This is a genomic window from Streptomyces luteolus (genome assembly GCF_029968015.1).
GTDB classification, from domain to species: domain Bacteria; phylum Actinomycetota; class Actinomycetes; order Streptomycetales; family Streptomycetaceae; genus Streptomyces; species Streptomyces luteolus.
Map to the genome: position 1 here is coordinate 1 of NZ_JASCIS010000074.1, position 26238 is coordinate 26238.

A 26238-nucleotide genomic window follows, 5' to 3' on the forward strand; every position below is an offset into this window, starting at 1 on the left:
GCCCCGCCCCATGCCCAGAACAACGACCTGGGCCCGAAACAGTCACATGATCGTCCGGACAAGTCCTAGCCGGTGCTTGGCCAGCCCAACGTCTGCTGACGGCATAGGACTTGGAGGTCCGGTCGCGGTTCCCGACCGGAACGTTCGATGGGATCTGGGCCTCCGCGTCGATGGTGTCGACCGGGCCGTACGTAGAGGTCTGGGCGACCCGCAGCACCTGACTCCCAGGTTGAGGCGGTGCCCTGGAAGAGGTCAGGCGGACAGCATCGAGAGGGATGCGCCATGAGGAACCGCCGTGCAGGGATCAGGCGCGCGCCCGGCAGTTGCCCAGACGGGCGCGGGCATCAGGCCCGCAGCGCGCGCCGTATCCGGCGTCCGAGAACCTCGACGAGCAGGCTGAGGGCCAGTGACGCGAGCAGGATGCCGGAGACTACTGGGAAGTCGAAGGCCGCGAGGCGTTCGCTGAGGAGCCTTCCCAGGCCCGCAGCGCCGACTACTCCGACGATCGCGGTGTCGCGTACGCAGATCTCGAACCGGTACAGCGTGTAGGTGACGAGGTGATGGGCGGATGGGGGCCCGACGGCGAGCATGGCGGAAACGGGTCGCGGTAGACCGGCGGTGCGCAGCGAGTCCCGTGGGCGGAGGTCCATGGTCTCCCAGGCTTCGGCGACCAGCCTGCCCAGAATGCCGCCGGTGTAGACGCCCAGTGCCAGGGCGCCGGGGACCACTCCGGGGAAGAAGGCCAGGAGCGCGACGACTGCCCACACCGTCGGGGGCACCGAGCGCAGTACCAGGAGGAGCAGCCGCGCCGCACCCCAGATGGCGGTCCGCGCCGCGACGGCGGGGGTGGCGCGCCGGTCGGCCCGTGGGCGGCTGGCCCAGGGGCCCACGACCACGGTGATCAGAAGTGCGACGAACATGGCGAGGACGGCCATACTCACCGTGTCCAGGGCGGCGTCCGCCAGCACTCGTCCACCGCCTGCGGGAAATGCGGGCGGCCAGAGGTCCATGAGCAACTGGCCGCCGAGCTCCCGTGTCCGCGCCGAGACGAGGCCTGCCGGTGAGAGGCCCACCCACCACCACGCGGCCGCGACCGCGGGCAGCGTCATGGCCAGGGACCAGCGGGTCCGGCGGGACAGACCGCGCGGCATCCGGCCCTCTTCACGGGCGCGCTCCTGCCCCACGGACCAGTCGGCGCAGGTCACCACCGCCAGGTCTCGGCGAACGTGGTGGCTCCACAGCTCGACCGCCGCCGCCAGCGCGAGCAGGGCCGCGACCAGCGTCCACACCTCGCCCCAGTTACGGGACTGCAGGCTCACGATCAACTCGAACCCCAGACCGCCCACTCCCGCGATCCCCAGCACGACCGCCGACCGCAGGGCACACTCCAGACGGTAGAAGGAGTACGACAGCAGCAGCGGCGCCGTGCGGGGAAGCAGTGCGTAAGCCAGCGCGGCACCTGGACGGGCACCGAGTGCGCGCAGCGCGCGCAGCGTGGTGTCCGGCACAGCGTCGAAGGTCTCTCCGAAGACCTGGGCACTCTGCGCACCGAAGGGCAGAGCGAGGGCAAGGACGGCGACGAGCGGGTCCAGGCCGAAAAGGCCGACGAAGAGCAGCGCCCACACCAGCTCGTGGACCGAACGGACCGTCACCAGCAGTCCGCGGAGCACCAGTCGCCCCGTACGAACGGGCCAGGGCAGCGAATGGCGCCAGGCCACGTCGCTGAGGACAAGGCCGCCGATCAGCCCGATGACCAGTGCTCCGACCGTCCCGAGGAGCGCGAACGCCAGTGTGGTGGCGGTCGCTTCGAGTACGACCCGGAGGAAATCGGCGTCCAGGGAAGGGCGGAGCGCGGTCGCCGCCAGGTCGTCGAGGAGACGCAGACCGCCCAGGTTGACCAGCGCGCCGTCCGACGGCACGGCGCGCTGGAAGGCCCAGACCAGCAGACCGGTGAACGCCGTAAGACCTGCCAGCCTGCGCAGCTTCACGCGTCGCCCGCTGACGGCCTTGCGCTCAGCTGCGGCAGCCGGCGGTGCCGACGAGCTGCCGTGGTGGAGCTTCATGGGAGGTCGTAGAGGTCGTGCAGCGCGGCGTCACTCACGTCGGCCACCGGAGCGTCGAGAACCATCCGTCCCTGGCGCAGTCCCACCACACGGGCGCAGTGGTTCCGGGCGAGCGAGGGCTGGTGCAGGCTCACCACCAGCGTGCGCACCTGGGGCGAGGTGCCGAGCAGGCCGAGGGTTCGTGCCGCACGGACGGGATCGAGGCTGGAGACGGGCTCGTCGGCCACCACCAGTTCCGGTTCCTGCACCAGAAGCCTGGCGATCGCTACCCGTTGCCGCTCGCCGCCGGAGAGCCGTTCGGTGCGCTCATGGAGCGCCCAGCTCAGGTCGACGCGGGCGAGTGCGTCCCGTACGCCGTCCAGTGACCGGGGCCAGAACAGTGCGGCCAGTGCCCGGGGCGTACTCAGCTGCCCGAGCCTGCCCGCGTTGACGTTGTGCAGTACCCGTACCTGTTCGATCAGTGCGAGGTGCTGGCTTACCGTGCCGATGCGCTGCTGCAGCAGGCGTAGCCGCGCGGCCGACAGACGGGCCGGGTCTTGACCGAAGACCTCTACGGTGCCCGTCGTGGGTGTCAGGGAGCCGTTGAGCAGGGCAAGCAAGGTGCTTTTCCCGGCGCCGCTCGTTCCGAGAACCGCTACGCGTTCGCCGGGCTGCACGGTGAGATCGAGAGGGTGCAGGGCCTCGTGCGTGCCGTAGCTGTGCCCGACCCCGCGCAGCCGGAGCACGGGCGAGGCGTTCACCGCAGCAGGTCCAGGTCGCGCGCCACATCCTCGATGCGGTCGTAGGCGGAGTTCTTGGTCCGGATGAACGATTGCGCTCCGAAGAGTTCGAGGATCTTGGCGTCCTCGGTGTCCCGCGCGTCGAGACCCAGGAGAAGGTCGAGCACCTTGCGCTGGATGCCGGCCCCGAAGGTCTTGTCGAGATCCGGACGCGCCAGCCAGTGGTAGTCGGCGTATCCGGGGGTGCGCCACAGTTCTCCCACTCCGCTCGCGTCGATCCCACCGGCCGCTGAACTCGCCTTCCACACCTGCTCGTTGACGGCCCCGACCTCGAAACTCCCGCTGGCGACCGCCTCGATGGTGGCGTCGTGCGAACCGGAGAAGCCCGGCGCCCCGCGCAGGTCGCTCAGTCTGAGTCCCGCCTTCCGCATGAAGAACTGCGGCATGAGGCGGCCCGAGGTGGATGTCTCGCTGCCGAAGGTGAGGGTGTGTCCGGCCAGTGAGCGCAGCCCCTGAATCGTGTCGAAGGGCCGCAGAGCGGATGCGGCGCCGGCGATGAAGACACTGTGGAAGTCGGCGTCGATGTCTCGCTGCGCGAGAGCGGTGGCGCCCGGCACACGTACGCGGGCCTGGACACCGGTGAGGCCGCCCATCCAGGCCAGGTGGATGTCGCCGAGTTCGAAGGCACGCACTACGGCGGTGTAGTCGGTGACGGGCCGGTAGGCCACCGCCAGGCCGGTGGCTTCTGCGAACCGTTCGGCGAGAGCCGGGTAGAGCCGGTTGAGGAGTTCGGGGTCCTGGTCGGGGATGGCCGAGATGGCGAGCGTTCGCGTATCCGAACCGCCTGCGCCGCCCGTCCCGCACGCGCTCAGCGCGAGCGTCGCACCCGTACCGACGAGGAAGGTGCGACGAGTCAACGTGTTCCTGGACATTGCTCTCCCTTGCCGCTGGCGCATGGCGGTCGCTTGCCTGAGGTCAATCGCGGGGTGCGGCTCGGCTCCGAGCGCGGGCGACCGCCATAGCGACCACGGCTACGGACAACAGGAAGGCAGCCGACGTAGCGGTGCCGCCCAGGAACGGATCGCTGAAGCCGATCTGAGCGTGGAGGCAAAGGGCCGAGGCCAAGCCGACGACTGCCGCCGCCCACCCGAGCAGGGGCCTGCCGCCGCGGGCAGCCGCCACCAGCAGTCCGCCCGCCAGCACCAGCACCGCACCCCCGACGAGGTTGTACTCGCCGAGGCTGAGCGACAGATCGGCCGACAGCAGTCCAGGTCCACGCGGGACGAGGGGGTCGTCGGCGGATCGCACGACGCTGTACGCGCCGACGACGACGGCGATCACACCCCAGATCGTTCCAAGACGCCTGGCGGGAAGCCCGGACCGTACCGCGTCGACGGCGAACATCCGCCCGGCCGAGGAGAACAGGACGACCACATGGGCACCGATCATCAGCCAGTAGGACCACGGCCACTCGTGGGGGGCGAAGGCGACCGAGAGGCCGATGGCCAGCGACTGGGCCACACCGAGCGCGGCGGCCACGCGCACCCACGCACCGGTGAGCAGCAGCACCGCGAGCGCGGTCTCGACGATCAGCACGCCCCAGCCGAAGACCTCGATACGAGGCAGTACGAGATGCTCTACGACCCAGCTGTACGGCGGCAGCACCGGATCGCTCACCGCCAGGGACGTGAAGTGGTACAGCCCGCTGTCGGACCGCTCACCGAAGTCCGGGGGGCGCTTCCAGGCGACGTTGTACAGCCACATCAGACCGAGCAGGACGCGGAGGAACACCGCGGCGGCGGCATGTCCACGTGGGACGTCGTCCGTCGCCGGAGCGAACAGCCAGCGGACGAGATTCACCCCCCGGGACCCGGCCACCATCGGTGCTGCCTCCTTCATCCTTCATTCGGGGCTGACGCGTGGATTGCTGACGCGTGGGTCTGCTCAGGCACAGCGGAAGACCTCCCGTCCCGACCGGGCGGCGGCGTCCTGTACCGCGAGAGTGTCGCGCACCACGCCGAAGACCTCGGACAACGGAAGCGGGGCGTCGGCGATCCGCAGATGCGGGTTGGTGACGGCGACGGGATGCCACCAGGCGCCGTCCGCGGTGAGCGTCGGCTCCGGCTCAAGGCTGTCAAGGGATACGTGCAGTCCCTCGGTCGCGAAACCCTCCTGGGCGACGGGACGGATCACGCGGTCCTCGGAAGCGATCCCGGCATCGTCCAGACGCCGGTGCAGGGCTTCGACGCCCTGCGGGTCCTCGTCGTACAACGTGGCGGCCACCCGCACCCGGAATCCGAGCGAGCGGGCCAGCTCGATGCCGTCCACGGCCTTCGACCACGAGCCGGCGCCCCGCTGCCGGTCGTGCAGCTCGGGCGTCGCCGAGTCGAGGCTGATCTGCAGCACCACGTCACGGTCCAGGTTCTCCAGGATGTCGCGGCGGGTGCCCCTGTGGAAGATCATGCCGTTCGTCAGGACGGTACGGTCCAGACCGGTGCCTGCGGCCACCAAGGCACCGAGCTCGGGGTGCATGAACGGCTCACCGCCGGTGAAGAACACCTCGCGGCCACCCTGAGGGCGGAACTCGGCGAATGCCGCGGTGGCGACAGCGGGATCGAAGCGCCGGGCGACAGCCTTCGGCGAGGATTCGGCGCAGCAGTAGCTGCACGCGAGATTGCAGTTGAAATTGGTGTAGACCCACAACCGGCGGCCCACTGGTGTCCGCTGCCCCTGGCTGAACACCGTGCCCGGACGGGTGGACGCGCCGGACTTGCTCACCGCGAACCACCACGGGCCCTGGGCCGATTCAGCGAGCTCGGTGACGACATCGTGCCCGGTCAGGTCCGCCCAGGCCGGCAGGTCGGTGACCACGCTGACCTCCGCGCTGCGCACGCCGAGCAGCTGCCCGGGCTCCAGACGTCTCATCGCGCGGGTGATCAGCAGCAGGAGACCGCTGCCACAGTCCATGTCACCGCCGTCGACGAGGGCTGCGACCTCCCCAAGGGGATTCGGCGCCCGGTCAGGATCTGTGGGCTGAGCCATGTATTCCACGATATCGAGTGATGGGTCCCGCGCCGAGCTGGACAGTGCTTACGGAAGGATGACGCCGCCGATCGCTGCTGCGCACCGACCCTCCGGGGGCTACGGTCGGAGCCATGACCGACGGCTTGGTGCGCCCTGACGATGCGGCAGCCCGCGCGAAATACTGGGAAGACGTCCATCACGGCAAGAACGTCGACGGAGTCTCCTGGTGGCAGTCCGTCCCAGGTCTCTCTCTCGGCCTGGTCGACGAGACGGGGCTCGGCCCGGACGAGCCGATCATCGATGTGGGGGCCGGATGGTCGACTCTGGTGGACCACCTGCTGGAGCGCGGCTACCGCGACCTCTCGGCGGTCGACCTCTCGGTCACCGCCCTGCAGACCGTCCGGGACCGGCTCGGCCCCGCAGGCGCGGAGGTCGTTCTGACCGTCGCCGACGTGCTCGATCTGCGGATGGGCCGCACTTACGCGCTGTGGCACGACCGAGCCGTCTACCACTTCCTCACCGAAGAGGACGAGCGCGCCGACTACCTGGCTTCGCTGCGACGCTCCCTGCGACCGGGCGGCTGGCTCGTCGTGGCGACGTTCGGCCCGGACGGCCCGACCCACTGCAGCGGCCTGCCGATCGTCCGCTACACCCACACCGAACTCGCCGACCAGTTCCCCGGGTTCCAGCTCGTCGACACCGCAGGGGAAGACCACCTCACGCCATGGGGAACCTCCCAGCAATTCACCGCGGTCCTGATGCGACGCACAACCGACACGACCACCCCTCCGGGCTGACACACGCCAACGCCCGCACCAAGAGCGGAGTGACGCCCCCTTCATGCTCCGCCTATGTGTTGGGGTACAGAGGTGGCACGGCGCCGGACCGCAGGACACGCTCTCGGACGGATCGAGCAGTAAGACGTCGCCCAGCCGGTCCTGCACGTACCCCAGTCGGCGGCTCGCTGCCCTGATCGGCGTTCATTCGGGCGCGGATACCCTGGCAAGCATGCTCATAGCCAGCCTGAAACCGCGCACCATGGGGAGGCACCACGAACACCGGCCTCCTCGCCTACGCACTGCACCGCGCCGGGTACCGGGTGGCCGTGTACGACGCGGACGAGTCACAGCAACTCGCTGCCTGGGCCCGCGACGCAGGCGACTTCCCCTGCCAAGTGGTGTCGGCGGCCACGGCGTTCTTTGCGGACACGATGTATCCATTCATGGAGCCCGAGCGGATCAATCTGGTGGACGTAGGGCACGCGGAGAACCACCCCGAGATCGTCGACTCAGTGCTCGAAGTCGCCGACGCGGCCCTGGTGACGGTGTCTCCGACGCAGCCGGACTATCAGCGGCTGATGCGGCCGGAGAAGGGCACCCCCGCTGACGAAGATGGTCAAGCGGTCCGCGAGCCTGCGCGACACCGGCGCCCCGCGCCCACGACAGTCGTGTTGCTGAACCGGTGTCAGGCCGGGGCGAAGAGCACTGGCGACTACAAGTCGAAGCTCCGGGCGGATGGTTGGGACGTACTCACGTCGACGATTCCGCGCCGCGAGGCCATCGCGAGCGTCGTGGGCTTCCCTTGCGACAAGCCCGAGCGCCGCGCGCCTTACGACCAGCTCGTGACCGAATTTGCCGACAGGGGGCTGCTGAAGTGACCGCCGCAGCCTTGCATGCGCTTCCTGCACACAGCGACGTCGACCCATGGGCGGACCTTCAGAACTCCTCTGAACGACGCCAGGCGTTCGACTGGGGCAGCGTCCTGCTCCGGCCGACATCGACGCGACCGGCCCCCTCAGCCCGCGCGAGAGCGCGCAGCTCGCCAAGCTCCACACTGCTCGCAACGGAACCCAGAACGCGCGGTGGATGCGCGGCGCGATCCTCGAGTCCGTCAACCGGCGCGGGCTGTACAGGGGCGAGAGCGGCGAACGCACCTGGCCCGAGTACCTCGATCAGGAGTCGGCTGGGCTCTCGGAGTCCCAGGCCTACCGGGAGATAGAGGAATGGCGCATGGGGTACGCGGTCTCCCAATTTTGGGAGGGCATCGTCGCCGACTCCCACGTACGCGCACTCCTGCCCCTGGAGGAGTATGGGCCGCGCCACGAGATCGCCGCTGCATACGGCCGGATGCGCACCGCGTGGGAGAACGACGGCAAACGCCTCACCGCCGAGCATGTCCGCGCCTCCGTACGGGAGTTCCGCGCGGCAGCCGTAGCCCTCGACGCGGCGGTTCAGGTTCGAGAGCTTCCGGCTCCGGTGGTGCCCGCCCCGGCCAGGGCGGCATCCGGGCCTGGCGTCGCGGAGGCCCAGCGCGAGGAGAGCGCACCGTCGGTCACGGCGCTCGGGGAGCTGGACGACGGTCTGGACGGAGAGGTCGAAGACGATCCCGCGCTCCCGGCCGAGGTTGAGGAGAGTGGGGAGCGCGAGCACATCGAGGCGCTCCTGACGCAGCTCGGGACGCTGGCCCACGAGGTGGGTGGCCGGGCGACGCGAGCGGACGCAGTGCGCGTCCTCGTCGACGAACTCCCGCAGCACCCTGGAATCTGGGCGATCGTCCGGGGGGCGCCTGGAATCGCTGTAGCCACCCGACCGGGCCATTGGTCATACTGGGCCGGTATTTATATACCGGCGAAGGAGGTCAGGGTGAGCACGACGACGGGGAGCGTCATTGGCGCCATCGCCCATGCCGCCTGGACCAAGTTCGACGGCTGCAACCTGCGCTTTCGAACCGTCGGCGGGGAAATCCACGCCGTCACCACCGGCTGGTGGAAAGACCAGATGGTGCCGCGCACTGCGTGCCCGACCCGCTCGTACGTCCTCTCGGAAGACGCACGCCGCACCTGGGGCCCAGTCACCTGCGAACGCCCCGGCTGCCTCGAGCTGACCGGCGCCACGGGCACCGAGATCGCCTACCAGCGCGAGTACACGTCGCTGCACATCCGGCTCTACCACCAGGACTGCACCGAGGGACGCGTGCTCCTCGCCGACTGCATGAACGTACCCGTGCGCCGCGCGGTCGTACGGAAGATCCACCGCCGCACCGGCCATCCCGTCCTCGGCGAGGCTCTGCGACGTTGGGACACCTCGGCCCAGCTGGACACCGCAGGCGACCAGTACGCCCAGCGGATCACCGAACAACGCCAGCGCGGCATCAATCAGGCCCAGGAACGCGGCCTGCTCTTCGACGTCGCCTGACGGGGATTCGGCATGGAACATTTGCTCCATAGCCTGAGCGGTAGGTTCTCGCGGCTCATGCCGTAGCTCATTGCGCTGACCAGCGGGTTATCGCGGTGTGCCACCTGTTGCGGGTCACGCAGACTTGCCCCGGTGAGCGCCGCCCTGGCGGGTTACCAGGTCACAGGCAGGGACTCCAGACCGCCGGTGAGGATGTCGACGCGCACGCGCAGCTCTTCGACGTCGACGGCGAGCCGCATATGCGGGAAGCGCGGGATGAGCTGGGTGAACACGGTGTGCAGTTCCATCCGGGCCAGCGGGGCGCCGATGCAGTAGCGAGCCCCGTGGCCGAAGGTCAAGTGCGCCGGCGCGGTGCGGGTGGCGTCGAAGTTGTCGGGGTCGGTGAAGGCGGACGGGTCATGGTTGGCGGCGCCGGTGTCGAGCATGACGAGGTCGCCTCTCTTGATGGCGACGTCAGCGATCTCGATGTCGGTGCGGGCGTAGCGGGGAATGCCCCCGCCGCTCTTTCCGGGCATCCGCAGGATCTCCTCCACCATGCCCGGCAGCAGGGTGGGGTCCTTGCGTGCGGCCTGCCACTGTTCAGGGTGGGTGAGCAGGAGCAGGGCGCCGAGGCCGATCTGGACGACGGTCGTCTCGTGTCCCGCGAACAGCAGGGCCATGGAGAGCATGGCGATTTCGTCGTCGGGCACGCCCTCGGTCGCGCACAGCGCGGAGATGATGTCGTCGCCGGGGTTACGGCGCTTGCGCGTGACGAGTTCCTGTCCGTAGGCGAACAGATCGCCGAGCCCTTGTTCGGAGCGGGAGCGGTCGATGATGTCGGCGGCGGCCTGGGTCCAGGCGCGGAACTGGGTCCGCTCCTCGTAGGGCACGCCCAACAGTTCGCAGATCACGAGAATCGGGAGGGGGAGGGCGAGCGCGTTGTTGAGGTCGGCGGGCGGGCCCTGGGATTCGAGTGTGTCCAGGAGCTGTTCGGCCAGCCGCTCCACCCGGGGCCGGAAGGCTTTCATCCTCCGGGGGGTGAAGTGCGGCTGGAGCAGCGATCGCATCCGGGTGTGGTCGCTCTTCTCGCTCTCGTGGTTGCCCTGAGGGCCGCCGAAGAGGGCTGACTCCCCGGAGCGGGCGGCGCGGTCGGGGTCGGGGTGCGAGCGGCCGAGCCGGGGGTCGTCGAGGAGCTGGCGCACCTGCTGGTAGTCGGTGACGAGCCAGGCGTCGTCGCCGACCCGGGTGCGGATGCGGTGGACAGTGCCCTGCTGCTGGAGCGTGCGCAGGAGCGGCGGGACGTCGAGCAGGCCGGGCTGGTCGAAGGGGAGGCTGACGGTCATGGGGTCCTCCTGCACACGCGCCAAGTTGTTTACTCTCAGGTAAATAAAGCTAGTTGTACACTCGCATGTAAACAAGAGGGAATGGGGACCCGATGGCGGAGAAGACCCCGGCAGCAGCCGCGGGCACGGCGCCGGTGAAGCGTCTGCGCAAGGCGGAACGGCGGGAGCAGATCCTCGACGCCGCGACCCGCTCCTTCGCCCGTGCCGGCTTCACCGCGACCAGCCTCGACGACGTGGCCACGGAGGCCGGCATCACCCGGGTACTGCTCTACCGGCACTTCGATTCCAAGGCCGACCTGTACCGCGCCGTCCTGGACCGCGCCTGCCTGCGACTTGCCAACACCGTCGGCGAGGACTCCTTCGACGACAAATCGATCCCCGCCCTACTCCAGGCTGCCTCCGCCGACCCCGACGGGTTCCGACTGCTGTTCCGTCACGCCGCGCGCGAACCGGAATTCCGCGACCTCATCGACACCCTCACCCGCGCCTCGCGAGAGATCGCCCAGCAGAACCTCGCGCAGCGCATCCCGGCGGGCCCGTGGCTGGAGTGGGCGGCACAGGTGATCCCCGCGATGACCATCGAGGCCGTCATCGCCTGGCTCGACGCCGGACGACCCAACCCGGACCTGGCAGCAGCCCGCATCCGCCAGGCCGTCGACGGCGTCATCCACGCCGCCCACCTCTCACCCGCAGACCCCACGGCTTCCTGATCGGCCCTGGGTATGCACTCGGGCCGGTTCAGGTGGCGATGATGCAGCAGGCGGTGTCTCGGCAGCGCCTGGGCTACGGCTAGGTCGTCTGGCACGCGATCATGACGCTGCGCACGGGCGGCCTGGGGTTAATCAAGGTCGCCTCTCGCCGACGCCGACTCCGTACAGTCACCCGCTCCCGGTGACGCCGAGTGCGGACAGCGGATCACGCACACGGCAGTTGGACGTTTCGTGCGAACCGACGACAGCGAGCGCACCTCATGGATGTACCAACCTTCTGGAGTTTTTACCTCACGTGCGAGTCGCCCCGAATGCCATGTGAAGGGGTTGCGCCAAGTGACTGCCCTTCCGGCATATGCGGAACGAGAGTGCCGGTCAGAGTTAGGTTCGAAGGCGTGGAACACCGTTTCCACACAACGAAACAGCTACCGGCCCGAAGTGATCCCAATGAGTACCGCGGCAATGAGAAGCTCGATGCAGTCGCAAAGGGCGCCATCAGCCAAGGGGCCGAACTCGTGCCGTGTGACGTGCACTTACGCTTCAGCGCCAACAATCCGTACGTGGTCACCGTCAGCACATCAGCACCCGACACGGACAGCGGCAAGTGGCGCCTCTCACGCGACCTACTGTCCGCCGGCCTGACCGGCGCGGCCGGAATCGGGGCAGTGGCAGTGAAGCCCGAAGCCTTCGACGGGCTGGACTTACAGGTCCGGATCCGGGTCCGCGAGCTGGATGGCGAAGCTCCGCTCGACGGGGGCGTCTGGGACCGCAGGGGTGAGTTCGGACTGGATGCCCCGAGCGGACACCTGGGGCAGAACCTGATCGCAGTGGGCGGCGACGAGGCGATCGACCTCCCGTGGTCAGGCCGGTGGCGGGCGAGGGCCTGATGGAAGCTGAGCGATGTGCCCTTCGAGTACGACGAAGAGGGCGACGACATCGACGATGACGAGGGCCGAGAGCCCGAAGCGTGGCTTCTGGTGCAGTTCTGGCCGACCGCAGCCACCGATGTGTAACCCGTGCCGTCGCCAGTGAACTGATGGAGCATCTCTCCCGCTCTGCCTCCTAGGTGGCCCGCCGACAGCCACATGTCAGCATGTGAATGCCTGCCTCCAGACCGTAGACACGGCCCGGAGGCAGGCATCACGCGCAGCGCCAGGACGCCCGCTGCGTCAGTCGCGGCCGTCCCCTTGCGAGCAGAAGATCAGCTCAGCGGGTCCGCCCCCGTCGCGGAAGACGCTGATGGGAACGAAGAACTCCTCGTTGTCGAGGATGCGGTCGTTGGAGTACCAGCGGCCGAGGCACCGCCCGGCCTCTTGGTTGACCTCGCGGTTCACCCAGCGCGCCGAGTAGTGGTTGCGGTAGGCCGCTCCGTCGTAGCGCCACCGGGCCGCGCCTTCGTAGGTGGAGGCGAAGGCGTACTCGTCGCAGTCGAACGGCCCGCCAGTGCCGGGTTGGTCCGGCATGCCGGAGGAACGGCAGAACGCTTTGACGACGTTGCGGTTGTACCGGCTTTGCGTCTTGCCGTTCTTTCCTAGCGCGAGCCGGTGGATGGTGTCAGTGGGGGTGGCGCCGTGCAGAACCTACCCACTTGCGGCCGGGACGGTGCTGCCGGGATTGTTGCGGGCTTCAAGGATATGCCAGGCCGAGCTACCGAGAGGCCCTGCCTTCATGCGCGTACAGCCGGAAGATCACCCGACCAGGAACCCTGTTCGATCCGCACGTTCCATGATCGGTTGAGATACGGCTCCTCAGGCCGGGCGCCTGCGGCTGCCAAGATCGCGCCACTACACCGCTCTGCGGGACACAATCCCGCGCGACGGCGGCCGACTCCCAGCGCCCCACACTCGGGCCACCATCTGGCGGCGCCGCTGATCACAGGAAGCCCTCACATCCCGCAGAAGTGTCCTGTGTCAGGAGTCGTCTTCGTCGAATTGCGGCAGCTTGCCCGACCACAGCTCCTGACCGTACTGGTCCTTTGCCCACGTGGCGTCGGCCGGGAATTGCGGCAGCGGCTTCTTGGCGTCCGGCTCCTGCCGGGCGAGGATCCGCTGGAGGAAGCCCGGCAGTTGTGGCTTTGCGTTGATCTTGTCCGTCTTGGACGGGTCTCTGATCACGGCCGCGTGCCAGAGCGTGGCATCGGAGACCTCGGGGCCGAGGACACTGATGTGCACGCCGTTGACGTAGCCGCTGGTGGCCCGAGGGTCATACCTGTACTTCTTGTCCGGGCCGAGTGTGGGGCGGCCCTTCTTGTCGGTGGTCACCTGCTCATTGATGGTAACGATGGCGAGCGGTGCCCCGTCCTGCCCGGCCTGGATGCGGGCGCCGAAGTTGATGGGCGTCTGAGCGGGAATATCGATGGCCTTCTGGCCCATCAGGGAGATGTATCCGCGGCAGGATCCGCCGTCGAGTTGCACGGGTTTACGCGGAAGGGAGATCGCGGTGGCCCGGCAGGCGTCGACATTCACACTGATGCCTGACGGCTGAGTACCGCCCTTTGACTGGGCGGTGTACGGCAGGCCGATTTCTGTCTTGGCCCCGCCCGAGTCCGCGTACGCGGTGCCGGGGGCCGCAGTTGTCTCCTCGCCCGAGACGTCCTGTGGCACCTGGTTCCGGAAGGCACGTGAAGACAGGTCGGAGCCCTGTCCGATCCTGACGCCGGCGGGCGCCACATCGACCGGGCCCGCTTTGCTCGCCTCGCTGTTGGGAACCGAGGGTGTGGCGGGGTCGGCCGTCTCGAGGAGCTTGGCGTCATTGATGTCGCCGAGCCCGCTGAGGCGGGCTGCCCATGCGGTGGCCTGGAGGCCATCCGGAGTATCGATCACCGTGCCCCACTCCGAAGCGCGGTTGTCCTCGCCGGCAGGCTGGACGGAATGAGCCGTGCCCGCAGCCGAGGAGGCGACTAGAGCGAAGGCGAGTACGGCGACGGTGCGCGGACCGGTTGTGCGGCGGTGTCCCTTGCGGGCCATGGCCACCCACTCCTTTCATGTAGGCGAGCCTGTCGTCCGCGAGATCGGGCGGCACGGCGTCGACAGGGATCGTGGAGATATGCGCGAACTGGGAGATACACAAGGCGTCAGGTGCGTCGGCAGAACGAACCATGATCATCATGCGTGACTGAACAAGTACCACGCGTGACGCCCTGGTGGCCTTGCGGCTTCACTCATCACGGCTCAAGAGTCACCGGATCGATGCACCGTGGGCGCCCGAGCAACGGCGATTCCACCACGTCCCGTCGGGTAACCGGCACGCCTCAGCGGGCCCGCCGGTCCAGGATGTCGATGACGTACACGATGTCGGCGTCCTGGGGCACGCCCACGCCACCCTTGGTCGTCGTGAACGACGGGTCCTGACTCTTGGGGACGGCGAGCAGCAGTCTGCTGCCCACGGTGCGGCCCTTGAGAGCCTCATGCCACCCCGGTGGCACGGTCTGCTTCTTGACGAGGAATCCGTTGGGCCCGCTGCGCCGGTAGGTCGAGGCGAAGGGCTCCTTGTTCCCCCAGGACCACCCCGACCACTGCACCACTACGGTGTCGCCTTCCGCGATCGAGGCGCCCTTACCCGAAACCAGGGTGCGGGCACGCAGCTGGCGCGGGGCCTGACCCCACGTCGTGATCTCCGGTTCCTTCCCTGGCTTGACTCGTACGGCCGGCACGGTGCCGCGCCCTCCCATGTCCTCTGGACTCCCCTCAGCAACTTGCTGCCTGGGGTCGTATCCGCCGATGACGTCAAAGGTGACGATCAGGTGCTCACCGGGCGCTACCTGCGCGGGCGCCATACCGTTCGGTCCAAATCCATAGCTCGCCGGCGCCACCATGAGAACGCGGCTGCCTGCGCTGCGGCCGAGCAGTGCCTGATCCCAGGTACGCGCTACATGCCGGCCATCGAGCACGGCGGTCGTGGGCTGCCCCAGCCGATATGTATCCATGAGCGGCTTGTTGCCCTCCCACAGGCGCATATCGACATCGGTCACCACCACCTGGCCTTCGCGTGTGACAGGCCCGTCGCCCTGACTGAGGACCTTCATCCTCGCGTCCTCGGGCGGCGGCAGGTCAGGGACGGTCACTGTCGGCCGCCGCCCGAACTCCCCTCTGACCTGAGGAATATTCTCGGGAGCAGAAGATACACAGCCAACTGCGAGCGTGACGATCAGACCGAGGGCGGCACTACGGACAAGCGCGGAGACGTACATGGTCACCAGCATCGCGCGCAACCACCCGCCCAGTGGTCATTCACGACGCCACGCCAGTTCTTCATCACCGGCAGGGTCCGTTGTCATGGGCCGTCGCCAGTCTGCTCATCTGCCTCGACGCGTCGCGCATGCGTAAGAAGCCGTATATCAACCGATCATGGAACGTGCGGATCGAACAGGGTTCCTGGTCGGGTGATCTTCCGACTACGCGCATGAAGGCAGGGCCTCTCGGTAGCTCGGGGATGCGAATCTGACCGAGCAGTACCAGGAGGCCCTGTTGTCACATATGTACGCGGTTGCGCTTTTCGACTTCAACTCGCCCATCGTGTGGTGCGATTGCCTCGCGCACGTGTACGGCAACGCGGCCGATCATCCGGACCGGCAGCGCCGGTATCCGTCGGACATGACAGACGTGGAATGGGCGGCAGTAAGGCCGTTGCTGCCCACGCCGGCCTGGCTGGAGGGCCGGGGCGGGCAGCCTGAGGGCTACTGTCACCGCCAGATGCTGGACCAATGCCACGAAGTTAAGGCTCAGTTGACGGTGTCAAGCGCGTCCGCGACGTGAGACGGGCCTCTGCTATCCAGGGGATCGACCAAGATCTTCCTGAGAGAGCAGAGGCCCTGTGACACAGTCTGACACGTACAGAATCGATGACGTGTTCGCGCCCGGACACGTCGGTGAATTGACGCAGGTCATCCCGACCGAGCTGGTGGATGCGGTGCTGGAGGAGACCGGGACGCGCGAGCGCCGGCTGCGCAGTCTCCCCTCGCGCGTCGGGGTCTACTTCGTGCTCGCGCTCGGGTTGTTCGAGCACCTGGGTGCCGGGTTGGTGTGGGGAAAACTCGTGGCCGGACTGGCCGCCGCGGTGCCGCAGACGTCGGAGAAGGCCCTTCGCGATCTGCGTCGGAGGATCGGAGTGATCCCGTTCCAGCGGCTGTTCGAGGTGCTGGCGGGCCCGTTGGCCCAGCCGTCCACCCCCGGAGTGCGCTACCGCCGCTGGCGGACGGTCGCCTTCGACGGCTGTGGGAGCTTGAACGTCCCCGACCACGAGCGCAACCGGTCCTGGCTCGGTCGCACGCCGCGCCGCCACGGCCCTTCCGGCTACCCCCGGCTGATGCTGATGACATTATGCGAAACCAGCACCCGGGGCCTGATCACCGCCGCCTTCGGACCCGCCTCGAAGGGCGAAACCGACTACGCCCACGAGCTGGTCAGCCACTTGACCTCGGACATGCTCCTGCTGGCTGACCGCGCCTTCGACAGCAACAAACTGCTCGCAGACGTCGTGGCTCAGGGGGCGCAGTTGCTGATCCGTGCCACCAGCACCCGGCGTCCACCGGTGCTTGCGCGGCTGCCCGACGGCTCCTACCTCACCCGGATCGGCGGCGTCCGGCTGAGGGTGATCGAGGCCGAGATCCGCTCCCGTACCGCTGACGGCGACGACTTCGGCGGAACCTATCGCCTGCTCACCACGCTGAGCGACCACCGCACCGACCCAGCAGACCGCCTGGTTGGTCTTTATCACGAGCGCTGGGAGATCGAGACCGCCTATCTGGCACTGCGTCACACCATGCTCAAAGGGCGCGTTCTACGGTCGAAGGACCCGGAGGGCCTCACCCAGGAGATGTGGGCACTCCTGACCATCTACCAGGCTCTGCGCTCGATGATGGTGACCGCAGTGGAGACAGTGCCTGGCTGCGATCCCGACCGAGCCGGCTTCACCGTGGCCCTGGAGGCCGCGCGCGACACGGTCGTTGGCGTCGCTGGGACGGCTGCGGCCGCAACTCCGAGCGGACGCCTTGACCTGGTAGGACACATTGGCACCCGCGTCCTGAAGGCGTTGCTGCCCAAGCGCCGAGTGCGGCTGTCCGCTCGCATCGTCAAGTGCGGTACATCTCGCTACAACATCTGGAACCGCGACGGGCGGCCTCGCGACAGTACGCCGATCACCGCCATTGTGATCACCGTGCATCCACCGGCTCTCCCCACCACGCATGCCTCATACCGGGCCGCTTCCGGTCGCTGGGGACAGGTCTGCCGGATCTTGGCGGAGAACTCCAACCAGGCCATGCACGCCCGCGACATCGCAGGGCATCTCGGTCTCATCGCCACCGGGCGTGTGCTGAGCGGCTTCAACGCGCAGCTCTGCTACTGGGCGCGCAACGGCCGACTCATCCGTACGGCACCGAGTACGTACAAGATCCCTCTTCCCGGGGCCTTGACACCGTCAACTGAGCCTTAACTTCGTGGCATTGGATGCTGGACGCGATCCGCTACCTGGTCGCGGGCGGAGTCTCCTGGCGGTCGATGCCCGCAGGCTACCCCTGCTCGCCGCGGGTCTATGCCTTCTTCCGCCGCTGGCGCGAGCACGGGCTGATCAAAGAGTTCCCATGACCGGCTGCGCCGAATGGTGCGGGAGCCCGAGGGGCGAGAGGCGGAGCCGACTGCGGGAGTCATCGACGCGCAGTCGGTGCAGGCCGCCGCGTCGGTGCCGGCCGCCTCACGCGGCTTCGACGGCGGCAAGTTGGTCAATGGCAGGAAGCGGCGCATCGTGACCGACTGCCACAGCCAACTGAAGGTGCGCTCGACCACCCATCGTCTCGGCAGCACCACGAACCCCTTGGTGTCGTCGGTGCGTTTGACGATCTCCAGGGTCAGGGCCAGTTTCTCGCGGGCCCAGTAGGTGAGGGCTCCGGTGTAACCGCCGTCGGCCCAGATCAGGCAGACGTCCCGGTGCAGTTCGCGCAGCCGGGCCAGCAGGCCGATGGCGCCTCGCGGTCCCCGATGTTCGTGGCGGTCACGGCCACGACCAGCAGCAGGCCGACCGAGACCATGCCTGACTGGCAGAAACCAAGCGATCATGTTCGGTTGAGATACGACTTCTGAGACACCCCAGCAGACAGCTCAAGAACAAGACCGGGCCGTTGGCCGATGCGAGCAGGACTGCGTCCTTCGCGGCGTCCTTGGCCTGCTGTTTGTCGTAGTCGGCGTGCTGGGTGGTCAGGCGGATGGTGCAGTACGGCGAGTGGTCGTGGTCTCCGTGTATGTGGTCGGACAAAGCCCTACCGCCCCGCGACGGCTCGGAAGATCGCGGAGCCCCAGTGCCGGTTGGTCTTGTCGTTGGGCCGGTGGACGTGCTCGATGCGGAAGCTGTACTCGGTGAGGATGCGCACCCAGGCGTCGATCGAGTACATCCAGCGCACCGTGAGGAGTTGGCGTCCCGGTCCGCTGCGTACGAGGTGGGCTCGTCGGCCTTCGGGGGTGCCGGCCGGCGGGCCAGGCAGGAGAACACGAACCGTCCGCCGGGGCGTAGGCGGGTGTGGAGGGCGGGCAGGATCTGGTGGGGTCGGCGAACCAGAGGGCGCCGAACATCGAGTAGGCGAGGCCGAGTTCCGGCAGGCGGGGTGTGATCTTGCAGGCGTCGCCGAGCCACCATTCGAGTCGGTCGTCGCGGTAGCGGGTCATGGCAGTGTGGATGCGGGTCGGGGACACGTCGATGCCGATTCCGCGGTGGATGCCCAGTTGGGTGAGGCGGGCCAGGCGGGTTCCGTGGCCGCAGCCGAGTTCGGCGACGGTGGTGCCGTTCAGGTCTCCGAGGATGTCGAGGCCGGATCCGGGTGCGGTGCGGAAGAGCCAGGAGACGGCGTCGGCCTCGGTGCGCATGGTGGAAGCGATCTGATCCCAGGTACGGGCGTTGATCGTGGCGTCACTGTGCGGCAATTACCTCTCCTCACGTCGCGACGGCCGCACCGCCGTCCAGTCAGCTGTTCCGGGTGCGGTGTGCGGTCCACTGTTTGGCTGCGGCGTGGACGCGTTGGGTCCACGGGTCGGGGTCGTCGGCCGCGATGCCCGCCCAGAGCTGTTCGTTGGCGCTCGCGAAGGCGTTCAATCCGATCGTGGGTGCGGTGCGGAACGCGGGGATGCGGGCGGCCCAGTGCTCTGCGGCTTCGGGGGTGTGGCCGTCGGCGATGAGCCAGAGCGTCCAGTACGCGGCGTCCAGCCAGGGCGCGGCGCGGGTGGCCCACGCCCAGTCCACGAGTACGGCGCGGCCGCCGCTGATCAGAACGTTGGTGGGGTTCGGGTCGGTGTGCGCGAGTGCGTCCCCGGCGAAGTACGGCAAAGCCCCGGCCGGAGCAAACGCAGCGAGTCGCTGTTCGGCCAGGCGCAGGTCGAGCCCGTCCGGTGCCCGCATCTGGGACAGGCGGGTGAGGGTGTCGGCGACCAAGGGCAGGTTGCCGTCGCTTGTGTAGTCGGCGTGGGGGCCGTTGATTGCTTCAAAGGCGAGGACGTCCCACCCCTCGGCCTGCACGTGCCAGAGCAGTTGCGGGGAGACGTGGGTGACGTGCGCGTTGATGACGATTTCACGGTGCAGGGTTTCGATGCGGGGGTGATCGGCAGGCAAGCCCTTGAGGAACACGGCGCCCTGCTCGGTGGTCACCCGGGCTGAGATGGCGGAGTTGAACCCAGCGTCGATCGTGTGGACTTGCTGCACGGGCCCGGCTTGCTTCTCGATGGCGGTACGGAGTCCGTCCGGGAGCAGGTCGAAGGGGACGCGGTCGGTGGGCACTTCAGCGCGTGTGGTGTCTTCGGGTTCGAGGTGTCCGCCGGGCCGCAGCCATGTACCGAGGGCCTTGTGCCGGATGTGGAGGACTGCTCCGTCGTGGTTGACCAGGACCGCGCCGGCGGTGATGTGGCCTCGGAATTCGTGGCGGGAGGTGAGTTGCGCGCCGAGGGTGAGCAGGTCGGTGACGTGTGCGAGGGGCTTGGGCCAGGTGCCAGTGCTGTGGGCGTACTGGGCGAGGGTGTGGCGGATGTGGGCTAAGTCGATCACGGCGAGGGGGCCTTTCAGCGGTTGAAGTAGTCGAGCCAGGTGGCGGCGATGAGGGCGCGGTCGGGTTCGGTGACGTGGTGTAGTCCTGGTTCCGCGCCGTTGGTGATGGCGTGGACGGCGGCGATGATCTCGGCTTGGACGAGAGCGATGAAGGGGCCGACGCTCGCGCCGTGGATGAAGTTCACGGCGTTGCCGTCGTTGAGGAGGAAGAAGTAGTGGCCGGTGGTGAGGTAGCGGGTGACGTGTTCGGCGACGGTGGTGCGCTCGTACAGGTCGGCGAGGTGGTCGAGTTCGAGTTCGTCTTCTGAGCTGGTCACGGTGGCGACGTACGCGCCGTTGGCGAGGTGCTGGAAGTCGTCGGTGCGCAGGCTGAGCGCGCCGGTGGCGCACAGCACGAGTCCGGCGTCCTTGAGGGCGGCTTCGCGGTCGCGGCAGACGGTGAAGCCTTGGGAGAGTGCCTGTGCGCGGCGTACTGGGTCGATGTCGTGGACGGTGACGCGGACACCTTTGGCGTGCAGGAGGCGGGCGATTAACGAGCCGAGCTTCCCGAAGCCGATCACCAGGGCGGTGCGGCCGTGGAGGATGTCTCCTCGGCCGCGCATGAGTGCTTCGGCGGAGAACACGACGGACTGGCCGACGAGGTAGTCCTCGGGGTCCTTGAGGGGTGAGCGGGCTACGGAGTAGACGAGGCAGGGGAGTTTGCCGAGGTCTTCGTAGCGTTTGTGGCCGTTCTCCGTGTCCTCCACCACCCCGATGATCTCGCCAGTGAACTCCTGGCTGATCTGGGTCAGGGTAGGGGTGAAGTAGCCGCCGACGTCGCACAGGACGACGCGTTGTCCGGGCGCGTGGGATTCCAGGTAGGCCAGGGCCCGGTCGGCGGTGGCGAACAGGTCGCGGTCGAGGGTGTCGACGGTGAGCTGGTCGCGTTCGATGTCGCGTCTGGCCTGCTCGTGGATGGACTTGGGCTTGGGCAGTACGGCTTTCAGGTCGGTGACGGCTGCTATGCCGCGTACGAACGCGGGCCGTTCCGGCAGCAGGTGGGTGATGAGGAAACCGGCCGCCGGGGGATTTGCGGGCTTGAAGTGGGCGGCGATGCGCTGGAACTAGGAGTCGAGACGGGCACGTTCAACGCTCTCCATACCGTCCTCCGAGGGGGCGAGGGGTGGGGCTCTGCCCGGCCGGGACAACCCCATGGCGGGGGGCGTGGGCTTCGACGCGGGCGTCTACCCGCCGGGCAGAGGTCTTCAGGGGCGCGTGACGACTTGGTAGAGCAGGACGCTGAACGTGGTGATCACGGCGGTGACGATCAGCGCGGTGATGGCAGCCTCGCCGAGGTTGCGGCGGCGGTGGCGGTTCACGGCTTCCTGCCGCAGTAGCAGGGCGCGCCGGGCGGTTCGACGGCGATACTGCGGCCGCAGTGCGTGCAGCGCACGGCCGGGTAGTCCTTCACCGGCCACCCCCGCGCCCGCGGAGTCCTGGGCAGACGCAGCGCGCGTGCTCCGGGTCCTGGCAGTGTGCGCACGCCTGCATGTGCTACGCAGGTACTTCCTGGCGAGGCGCCCCAAGTCATCACGGTGAATGGCCCACGTCCTGGTGGCGTCCTGAGACGGCCATGCCTGGACGTCGAGGAGGCGACGAGCGTCCCTGCGCAGGGTGGCATCGTCGGTGGCAATGGACTCGTGGAGCGCGTTGAGGTAGTCGCGCAGCTGGCGGCATTCCACGCGCAGCGTTTCGTGCGACGCGGGCGCGGGAGGCAACAGGGACAGCTCTTTGACCACGCGGTTCATCTCGTCGAGGGCGGCGTTGCCGTGCGCTCTCGTGTGGTCGGCTTGCGCCGCCTTGTGCCGAGACGGACTGTGCATGCGGATCACCTCTGGGCTGCGAAACGGCTGTTCATCTGCGTTTCGTTGAGGATCGGAGCTCCGCTGGACCCATGGCTCAATGAACTTCTATGGACTTGCGCGGCTCATCCGAGGGCGTCGATCGCCTTGGTGATCAGCTTGCGAGCGGCAGCGCCGTAGACCGCGATGTTGGCCAGCTCGGAGAAGGTCCTGAGGTAGTCGCCGATCTCACCCGGCTGCGTGACCGTGAGGTTGGCCGACACAAGTTCCACGCACGTCTGGGCGTTGTCGTACACGGTGAAGGATTCCGTGGGCCAAGCGTCGCCTCGCGGTACGCCCATGGGGATGATGCCCGGGCTCACCGATGGCAGCGCGGTCGAGCGATCAGGTGGCCGAGCTGCGTGGCCATGACGTCCGCATCCCCGATGACCGTGCGCAGCACCCACTCCTCCAGGAGCATGGCGAACTGCTTCGGCCGTGTGTGCAGCACCTGTTGGCGATCGACCCGGACCTGCAGTGCATCCTCGACGTCGTCAGGAGCGCCTCTCAGGGAGACAGCGGTGTTCAGCACAGCTCGCGTGTACTCGGGGGTCTGCAGCAGTCCGGGAACGACCCAGGACTGGTAGAAGAGGAAGCGGTTGGTGCGCTCGAACAGCGGCAGCACCGACTGCTGGACCCGCTTGAGTCCTGACCGCTCCAAGCGGCGCCACTCGATGTACATGCCTTCGATGCCACGTGCGGTGGCTATCAGGTCCTGCTCTTGCTCCCATGCGTGGCACAGGCGGGTGTACGTGCGGATGTCGTCGTCGGACAGCGGCGTCTTGCCGTTCTCCAGGCGGGACGCCTTCGACTCGTGCCAGCCGGCCGACGCCGCCAGTGCGCGTGCGGTCAGGCCACGGTCCTTGCGGATCTCCCGTAGGCGCTGCCCAAGTGCCTTCTGAGCCTGCTGGACGCTGGAGACTGGCGACGACGGCGACACGTAGTTCTGCCTGTTTCACTGGTAGTTCAGGACAGTTGGTAGTCCTGGTGCGGGACGGCGATGTCCCAGACGGCCTCGAAGGCCGTCGAGCACATCTGCACCACCGTGGCGTCGGTGGTGCGTTCCTCGTCGTCGTGCGGGGCGAGTTCACCGTCACCGGCGAAGTGGAGGAACACGACGAGGCTGTCGTCGAACAGCCAGAAGTCGTTGCCGGGCAAGGCTAGTTGGGACGCCTGGCGACGTGCCAGCCACCGGATCTGCTCACCGGCTTTGACGTTGGCGTCGCTCAGGTGGTGTTCGAACCGGATGTAGTCGGACTCGGGTACTGAGACGACACGGGCGCGCCGGATCTCCACGCCGCGTGCGGTCGTGTCCTGCATCAGCTGAAGCCACGGCCGTTGACCAGGATCGGTGTCGACTGGCCGGTCGCGTTCCCCCTTGCGCCATGCCTGGTACGCAGGGTCGGAGGCCATCTAGCTGTCGCGCATCTCCAGGTGGAGCGCGCTGTGGCGTGCCTGGCGGAACAGGTCAGTGAACGTCGGGCTCTGCGCTGTCATCGTTCACCTCCGGGAAGAACTGCGCCATGTACTTGGGGATCTCGACCACGGTCTCGTAGTCGGGCAGGTCCATCTGCGAGAGCCGCTCCTCGTCCAGGACCTTCAGCCCCTGAACCAGATAGCGGTCCTGGACGTCGTCGTAGTAGTAGATCGTCGCGGACTTGCCGTCAGGCGAGTTGGGTCCTTACCGAGCATGTGCAAGGTCATCCTGGCCTCCGTTGATGAGACTCACGATCTCTTTGCATCAGCTTGCACTCGCGTCCCCGCGCGGCGCAGCGAACCTCTACGAACTTGCACGGCTTCATTGGTGGTTGCAGCAACCTGTACGTGGATCGCCGCCCCGCAGAGCAGATCGAGTACCGAGGTCGTCAATCAGAGGTGCGTCAGCTCGGGCAGGGGCCCGCGAGAACTGGCCTTGCGACCTGGCTGACCAGGCACTTGCGGGTTGCGGATACCTGAGAAATCCTGCGGCGTAATTTCGATCACTCAAGAGGCGGGCGAGACGCAATGGCACGGGTTGATGGTGAACCGCGACGCCGAAGGCGGTGGACTCATGACGACGCCGTCGCGGTGATGCGGGCCGCCGGAGTTGAGCCGCAGGAACCATTTCCTGGTTCAAAAGAACCCTGGACCTGCAAGTGCACTGCATGCGGCAATGTCGGTCGGCCCCGGCTCGGCGGAATCCTCAACGGCCAAGGCGCCTGCCGCCCATGCGGCAACCGCAAAGCAGGAGCCAGGCGGAGGCTCCCCCATGACCAAGCTGCTGCCGTCATGGTCAAAGCGGGACTGGAGCCCCTGGAAGGCTATCCCGGTGCGATGGTCCCATGGCGTTCTCGCTGTCTGTCATGCGGCAACGAAGTCTCGCCCACCTTCGCTCACGTCCAAGACCGCGGTCGTGGCTGTCGGTTCTGCGCGACACACGGCGTCGACCTTGCCGCCGCCGCCCGGGTGTACGTCATAGGCCACGACGGCTGGAAGGCCGTGAAGATTGGTATCGGAGCCTGCAGCGGCTACAACTCCCGCCTCCTGCAGCATCGTCGGAATGGCTGGGAGGTGACTTACACGCGCGACTATCCGACTGGAGCCGCTGCCCACGACGTGGAGCAGGCCGTCCTCGCGCAGCTTCGCGCGCGCGGCTTGTGCCCCTTCCTCAGCCCCGAGGTGATGCCGAACGGCTTCTCCGAAACCTGTAGTTCCGAGCGAATCACCACAGACGAGCTACGGCAGATGATCACTCATGCGACCGAGCACCTCGTTGGCACCAGCTACATCCCAGCCCGAGGGATGAGGCGCCGCTCCGCCGCCTCACTGCTCGACCCGGAAGCGGCGGCCGGCGAACTGCGCCAGGCCGGGCTGGAACCGCTGGAGGAGTACCCCGGATACGTGAACAAGCCCTGGCGAGCCCGTTGCCTCACCTGCGGGTATGAGGGCAAGCCACGCTTGAACAGCATCCGCCGCGGCGGAGGATGCCTCCGATGCCGCAATCAGGCCGTCCGAGCAGCGGAAGTTGAGGCGGGTGCCGCCAAGGCCGAGGAGGTCATGCGTGCAGCGGGATACGAGCCACTGGAACGGTACGCGGGGTCAGGCAAGCCCTGGCTTTCCCGCTGCCAGGCCTGCGGCAAAGAATCCACTCCGCGGTACTGCAACGTGAAACAGGGCCGCGCGAGCTGCAAGTACTGCGCGGGACAGGTCACCACCCCCGCCGAACAGGCCGAGTCCGAGATACGAGCGGCTGGCTTCCTGCCGTTGGAGCCGTATCCCGGTTACGTGAGCAGACCGTGGAAGTGCCGCTGCGTCGAATGTGGCAACGAGGTCCTGCCACGGCTGCAGACTGTCCGCAAAGGCACCCGGTGTCGTTACTGCTCAGCTCGTAGGTGCGGCGAAGCCCGCCGAGGCACACGCTATCGGCCTCGGGAGGCAGGGGACTGAGCCACCATCAGTACGTGGAGGTGACTTCAGTCCATCCATATGCCCGACTTCGGATACCGGCCAATGTCGCGGCGGAGGAACGCGGGCATGCCGTGCCCCTGGGATCGTGTGCGGGAGTTCCGCTGCACACGCGCCGGGTCAGTGCTGCCGTCAGGTCCCAGCCGGGGAGAGGGTGACCAGCTCGTTGGAGAACGGCAGGAACGTCATCCCCGTGGGGCGCCACTGTATGGAGTTCACGAGCTGCGCCTCGCCGGTGTAGTTGCGGTACAGGTGCCGGGTGTGGATGACCCGCGTCTGTCGGGGCTCGATCCACGTCGAGGCGTCGATGGAGAAGGATTCCTTGACGATGTACTCGCGTGCGGCTGTCGTGGAGACGCATTCGTTGACCGGGCCCCAGCTGGGTTGATGCGGCCGCGACGCATCTCCCAAGGCTTTGGGCGCGGAAGAAGACGATCGCGGCCCGGGCCGTCCCGGCAAGAGTGCCGGGAAGACGAGCTGGTGTGTTCTCGACTATCGCAATCCTCGTCACGGCAGTCGTTGCCACTCCCCCGTTGCCGAGGTTGGGGATCACCTCGACACACTGATCACCTGCGCCACCATCCTCCTTCGCCTCCCCGAAGGGGAAGTCGCTGCATGTGTCGGAGTCGACGAGCTCCGTCTGAGCTGTAAAGCCTCCGCAGGTGGCGGCGGCGCGGTCGGCCACGCCACCCGTCGACCACTCGAGGAGGCTCCCCTTCTTCCCTCCAGGCGCCGGTGAGGTTCTCCTTCCAGCAAGGCGCGGCGCCTGCGGCTCAGGCTCTGACGATCGCGAGGACCTCGTCCCGGACCCGGGCCATCGTGGCGGCGTCCCGGGCCTCCACGTTGAGCCGGAGCAGCGGC

At 67.8% G+C, this 26238-nt stretch carries 24 protein-coding genes and 2 pseudogenes; 7 read left to right on the top strand and 19 right to left on the bottom strand.

Going from position 1 to position 26238, the window contains the following annotated elements; all coding sequences use genetic code 11:
• Nucleotides 1-344: 344 nt before the first annotated feature.
• The 5 genes from QIT00_RS37185 to QIT00_RS37205 form a co-directional block, all read right to left on the bottom strand.
• Nucleotides 345-2063: a PhnE/PtxC family ABC transporter permease gene (locus tag QIT00_RS37185; RefSeq protein WP_282539928.1), complete on the bottom strand. Its 1719-nt coding sequence runs from the start codon at nt 2061-2063 to the stop codon at nt 345-347.
• Nucleotides 2060-2788 (bottom strand): phosphonate ABC transporter ATP-binding protein, encoded by a 729-nt coding sequence (locus tag QIT00_RS37190; protein ID WP_282539929.1) that lies wholly within the window; start codon nt 2786-2788, stop codon nt 2060-2062. Before QIT00_RS37190 ends, QIT00_RS37185 begins: the two co-directional genes overlap by 4 nt.
• Before the next feature lie 11 nt (nt 2789-2799).
• Nucleotides 2800-3714, bottom strand: a complete 915-nt coding sequence (locus tag QIT00_RS37195; protein ID WP_282539930.1) for a putative selenate ABC transporter substrate-binding protein — start codon at nt 3712-3714, stop codon at nt 2800-2802.
• A gap of 43 nt (nt 3715-3757) precedes the next feature.
• Nucleotides 3758-4663, bottom strand: coding sequence for an Rv1678 family membrane protein (locus QIT00_RS37200; protein ID WP_282539931.1), 906 nt, complete (start codon nt 4661-4663; stop codon nt 3758-3760).
• Between the two features lie 63 nt (nt 4664-4726).
• Entirely contained in the window at nt 4727-5824 is a 1098-nt protein-coding gene (locus QIT00_RS37205) for a radical SAM protein (protein WP_282539932.1), read from the bottom strand.
• 113 nt (nt 5825-5937) lie between these two features.
• Here QIT00_RS37205 and QIT00_RS37210 point away from each other — a divergent pair, with 113 nt between their 5' ends.
• The 3 genes from QIT00_RS37210 (at nt 5938) to QIT00_RS37220 (ending at nt 9000) form a co-directional block, all read left to right on the top strand.
• Nucleotides 5938-6603 (top strand): class I SAM-dependent methyltransferase, encoded by a 666-nt coding sequence (locus QIT00_RS37210; protein WP_282539933.1) that lies wholly within the window; start codon nt 5938-5940, stop codon nt 6601-6603.
• Between the two features lie 308 nt (nt 6604-6911).
• Complete coding sequence (locus QIT00_RS37215) at nt 6912-7463, top strand: plasmid partition protein (RefSeq protein WP_282539934.1); 552 nt, start codon at nt 6912-6914, stop codon at nt 7461-7463.
• Between the two features lie 208 nt (nt 7464-7671).
• Complete coding sequence (locus tag QIT00_RS37220; protein ID WP_282539935.1) at nt 7672-9000, top strand: hypothetical protein; 1329 nt, start codon at nt 7672-7674, stop codon at nt 8998-9000.
• A 152-nt stretch (nt 9001-9152) separates the two neighbouring features.
• On the opposite strand, the gene QIT00_RS37225 is transcribed toward QIT00_RS37220, so the two are convergent.
• Nucleotides 9153-10322, bottom strand: coding sequence for a cytochrome P450 (locus QIT00_RS37225; RefSeq protein ID WP_282539936.1), 1170 nt, complete (start codon nt 10320-10322; stop codon nt 9153-9155).
• A 92-nt stretch (nt 10323-10414) separates the two neighbouring features.
• Between QIT00_RS37225 and QIT00_RS37230 the strand changes: the two genes are divergently transcribed.
• Nucleotides 10415-11032: a TetR/AcrR family transcriptional regulator gene (locus QIT00_RS37230; protein ID WP_282539937.1), complete on the top strand. Its 618-nt coding sequence runs from the start codon at nt 10415-10417 to the stop codon at nt 11030-11032.
• Between the two features lie 395 nt (nt 11033-11427).
• Nucleotides 11428-11919, top strand: a complete 492-nt coding sequence (locus QIT00_RS37235; protein ID WP_282539938.1) for an SsgA family sporulation/cell division regulator — start codon at nt 11428-11430, stop codon at nt 11917-11919.
• Between the two features lie 282 nt (nt 11920-12201).
• On the opposite strand, the gene QIT00_RS37240 is transcribed toward QIT00_RS37235, so the two are convergent.
• The 3 genes from QIT00_RS37240 to QIT00_RS37250 form a co-directional block, all read right to left on the bottom strand.
• Nucleotides 12202-12609, bottom strand: coding sequence for a NucA/NucB deoxyribonuclease domain-containing protein (locus QIT00_RS37240; RefSeq protein ID WP_456316497.1), 408 nt, complete (start codon nt 12607-12609; stop codon nt 12202-12204).
• A 333-nt stretch (nt 12610-12942) separates the two neighbouring features.
• Nucleotides 12943-13998 (bottom strand): hypothetical protein, encoded by a 1056-nt coding sequence (locus QIT00_RS37245; protein WP_282539940.1) that lies wholly within the window; start codon nt 13996-13998, stop codon nt 12943-12945.
• Between the two features lie 284 nt (nt 13999-14282).
• Nucleotides 14283-15233 (bottom strand): FKBP-type peptidyl-prolyl cis-trans isomerase, encoded by a 951-nt coding sequence (locus QIT00_RS37250; protein ID WP_282539941.1) that lies wholly within the window; start codon nt 15231-15233, stop codon nt 14283-14285.
• 611 nt (nt 15234-15844) lie between these two features.
• Here QIT00_RS37250 and QIT00_RS37260 point away from each other — a divergent pair.
• Together QIT00_RS37260 and QIT00_RS39125 are read left to right on the top strand one after the other, a co-directional pair.
• Nucleotides 15845-17464 carry an IS4 family transposase gene (locus tag QIT00_RS37260; protein ID WP_408909937.1) on the top strand — a complete coding sequence of 540 codons (1620 nt, stop codon included), beginning with the start codon at nt 15845-15847 and terminating at the stop codon, nt 17462-17464.
• Between the two features lie 65 nt (nt 17465-17529).
• A complete protein-coding gene (locus QIT00_RS39125; protein ID WP_282539948.1) occupies nt 17530-17616 on the top strand; it encodes a hypothetical protein in 87 nt (28 codons plus the stop codon).
• Nucleotides 17617-17787: 171 nt separating this feature from the next.
• Here the strand turns inward: QIT00_RS39125 and QIT00_RS37270 are convergent.
• The 10 genes and pseudogenes from QIT00_RS37270 to QIT00_RS37305 all read right to left on the bottom strand — a co-directional run.
• Nucleotides 17788-17940: pseudogene (locus QIT00_RS37270) on the bottom strand (transposase); the annotation flags it as partial.
• Between the two features lie 344 nt (nt 17941-18284).
• On the bottom strand, nt 18285-18416 hold the full coding sequence (locus QIT00_RS37275) for a hypothetical protein (protein WP_282539943.1): 132 nt from the start codon (nt 18414-18416) through the stop codon (nt 18285-18287).
• Between the two features lie 157 nt (nt 18417-18573).
• Nucleotides 18574-18885: pseudogene (locus tag QIT00_RS39130) on the bottom strand (methyltransferase domain-containing protein); the annotation flags it as partial.
• Nucleotides 18886-18982: 97 nt separating this feature from the next.
• Nucleotides 18983-20053 carry an aminoglycoside phosphotransferase gene (locus tag QIT00_RS37280; protein ID WP_282539944.1) on the bottom strand — a complete coding sequence of 357 codons (1071 nt, stop codon included), beginning with the start codon at nt 20051-20053 and terminating at the stop codon, nt 18983-18985.
• A gap of 14 nt (nt 20054-20067) precedes the next feature.
• Nucleotides 20068-21147, bottom strand: a complete 1080-nt coding sequence (locus QIT00_RS37285) for an adenosylhomocysteinase (protein WP_282539949.1) — start codon at nt 21145-21147, stop codon at nt 20068-20070.
• 150 nt (nt 21148-21297) lie between these two features.
• Nucleotides 21298-21915: a hypothetical protein gene (locus tag QIT00_RS37290; protein ID WP_282539945.1), complete on the bottom strand. Its 618-nt coding sequence runs from the start codon at nt 21913-21915 to the stop codon at nt 21298-21300.
• 104 nt (nt 21916-22019) lie between these two features.
• Nucleotides 22020-22256, bottom strand: a complete 237-nt coding sequence (locus QIT00_RS38840) for a hypothetical protein (protein ID WP_349017242.1) — start codon at nt 22254-22256, stop codon at nt 22020-22022.
• Nucleotides 22253-22873, bottom strand: a complete 621-nt coding sequence (locus QIT00_RS38845) for a Scr1 family TA system antitoxin-like transcriptional regulator (protein ID WP_349017243.1) — start codon at nt 22871-22873, stop codon at nt 22253-22255. Before QIT00_RS38845 ends, QIT00_RS38840 begins: the two co-directional genes overlap by 4 nt.
• A gap of 26 nt (nt 22874-22899) precedes the next feature.
• Nucleotides 22900-23346 carry a DUF6879 family protein gene (locus QIT00_RS37300; RefSeq protein ID WP_282539946.1) on the bottom strand — a complete coding sequence of 149 codons (447 nt, stop codon included), beginning with the start codon at nt 23344-23346 and terminating at the stop codon, nt 22900-22902.
• A gap of 2163 nt (nt 23347-25509) precedes the next feature.
• Nucleotides 25510-25788: a hypothetical protein gene (locus QIT00_RS37305; protein WP_282539947.1), complete on the bottom strand. Its 279-nt coding sequence runs from the start codon at nt 25786-25788 to the stop codon at nt 25510-25512.
• Nucleotides 25789-26238: the final 450 nt, after the last annotated feature.

Excerpts from the sequence above, each read along its gene's own strand:
- QIT00_RS37185 (WP_282539928.1), bottom strand. The coding sequence starts at position 2,063 with ATGAAGCTCCACCACGGCAGCTCGTCGGCACCGCCGGCTGCCGCAGCT.
- QIT00_RS37195 (WP_282539930.1), bottom strand. The coding sequence starts at position 3,714 with ATGTCCAGGAACACGTTGACTCGTCGCACCTTCCTCGTCGGTACGGGT.
- QIT00_RS37200 (WP_282539931.1), bottom strand. The coding sequence starts at position 4,663 with ATGGTGGCCGGGTCCCGGGGGGTGAATCTCGTCCGCTGGCTGTTCGCT.
- QIT00_RS37205 (WP_282539932.1), bottom strand. The coding sequence starts at position 5,824 with ATGGCTCAGCCCACAGATCCTGACCGGGCGCCGAATCCCCTTGGGGAG.
- QIT00_RS37210 (WP_282539933.1), top strand. The coding sequence starts at position 5,938 with ATGACCGACGGCTTGGTGCGCCCTGACGATGCGGCAGCCCGCGCGAAA.
- QIT00_RS37220 (WP_282539935.1), top strand. The coding sequence starts at position 7,672 with ATGCGCGGCGCGATCCTCGAGTCCGTCAACCGGCGCGGGCTGTACAGG.
- QIT00_RS37225 (WP_282539936.1), bottom strand. The coding sequence starts at position 10,322 with ATGACCGTCAGCCTCCCCTTCGACCAGCCCGGCCTGCTCGACGTCCCG.
- QIT00_RS37230 (WP_282539937.1), top strand. The coding sequence starts at position 10,415 with ATGGCGGAGAAGACCCCGGCAGCAGCCGCGGGCACGGCGCCGGTGAAG.
- QIT00_RS37245 (WP_282539940.1), bottom strand. The coding sequence starts at position 13,998 with ATGGCCCGCAAGGGACACCGCCGCACAACCGGTCCGCGCACCGTCGCC.
- QIT00_RS37250 (WP_282539941.1), bottom strand. The coding sequence starts at position 15,233 with ATGCTGGTGACCATGTACGTCTCCGCGCTTGTCCGTAGTGCCGCCCTC.
- QIT00_RS39125 (WP_282539948.1), top strand. The coding sequence starts at position 17,530 with ATGCCCGCAGGCTACCCCTGCTCGCCGCGGGTCTATGCCTTCTTCCGC.
- QIT00_RS37275 (WP_282539943.1), bottom strand. The coding sequence starts at position 18,416 with ATGTACTCGATCGACGCCTGGGTGCGCATCCTCACCGAGTACAGCTTC.
- QIT00_RS37290 (WP_282539945.1), bottom strand. The coding sequence starts at position 21,915 with ATGCACAGTCCGTCTCGGCACAAGGCGGCGCAAGCCGACCACACGAGA.
- QIT00_RS37300 (WP_282539946.1), bottom strand. The coding sequence starts at position 23,346 with ATGGCCTCCGACCCTGCGTACCAGGCATGGCGCAAGGGGGAACGCGAC.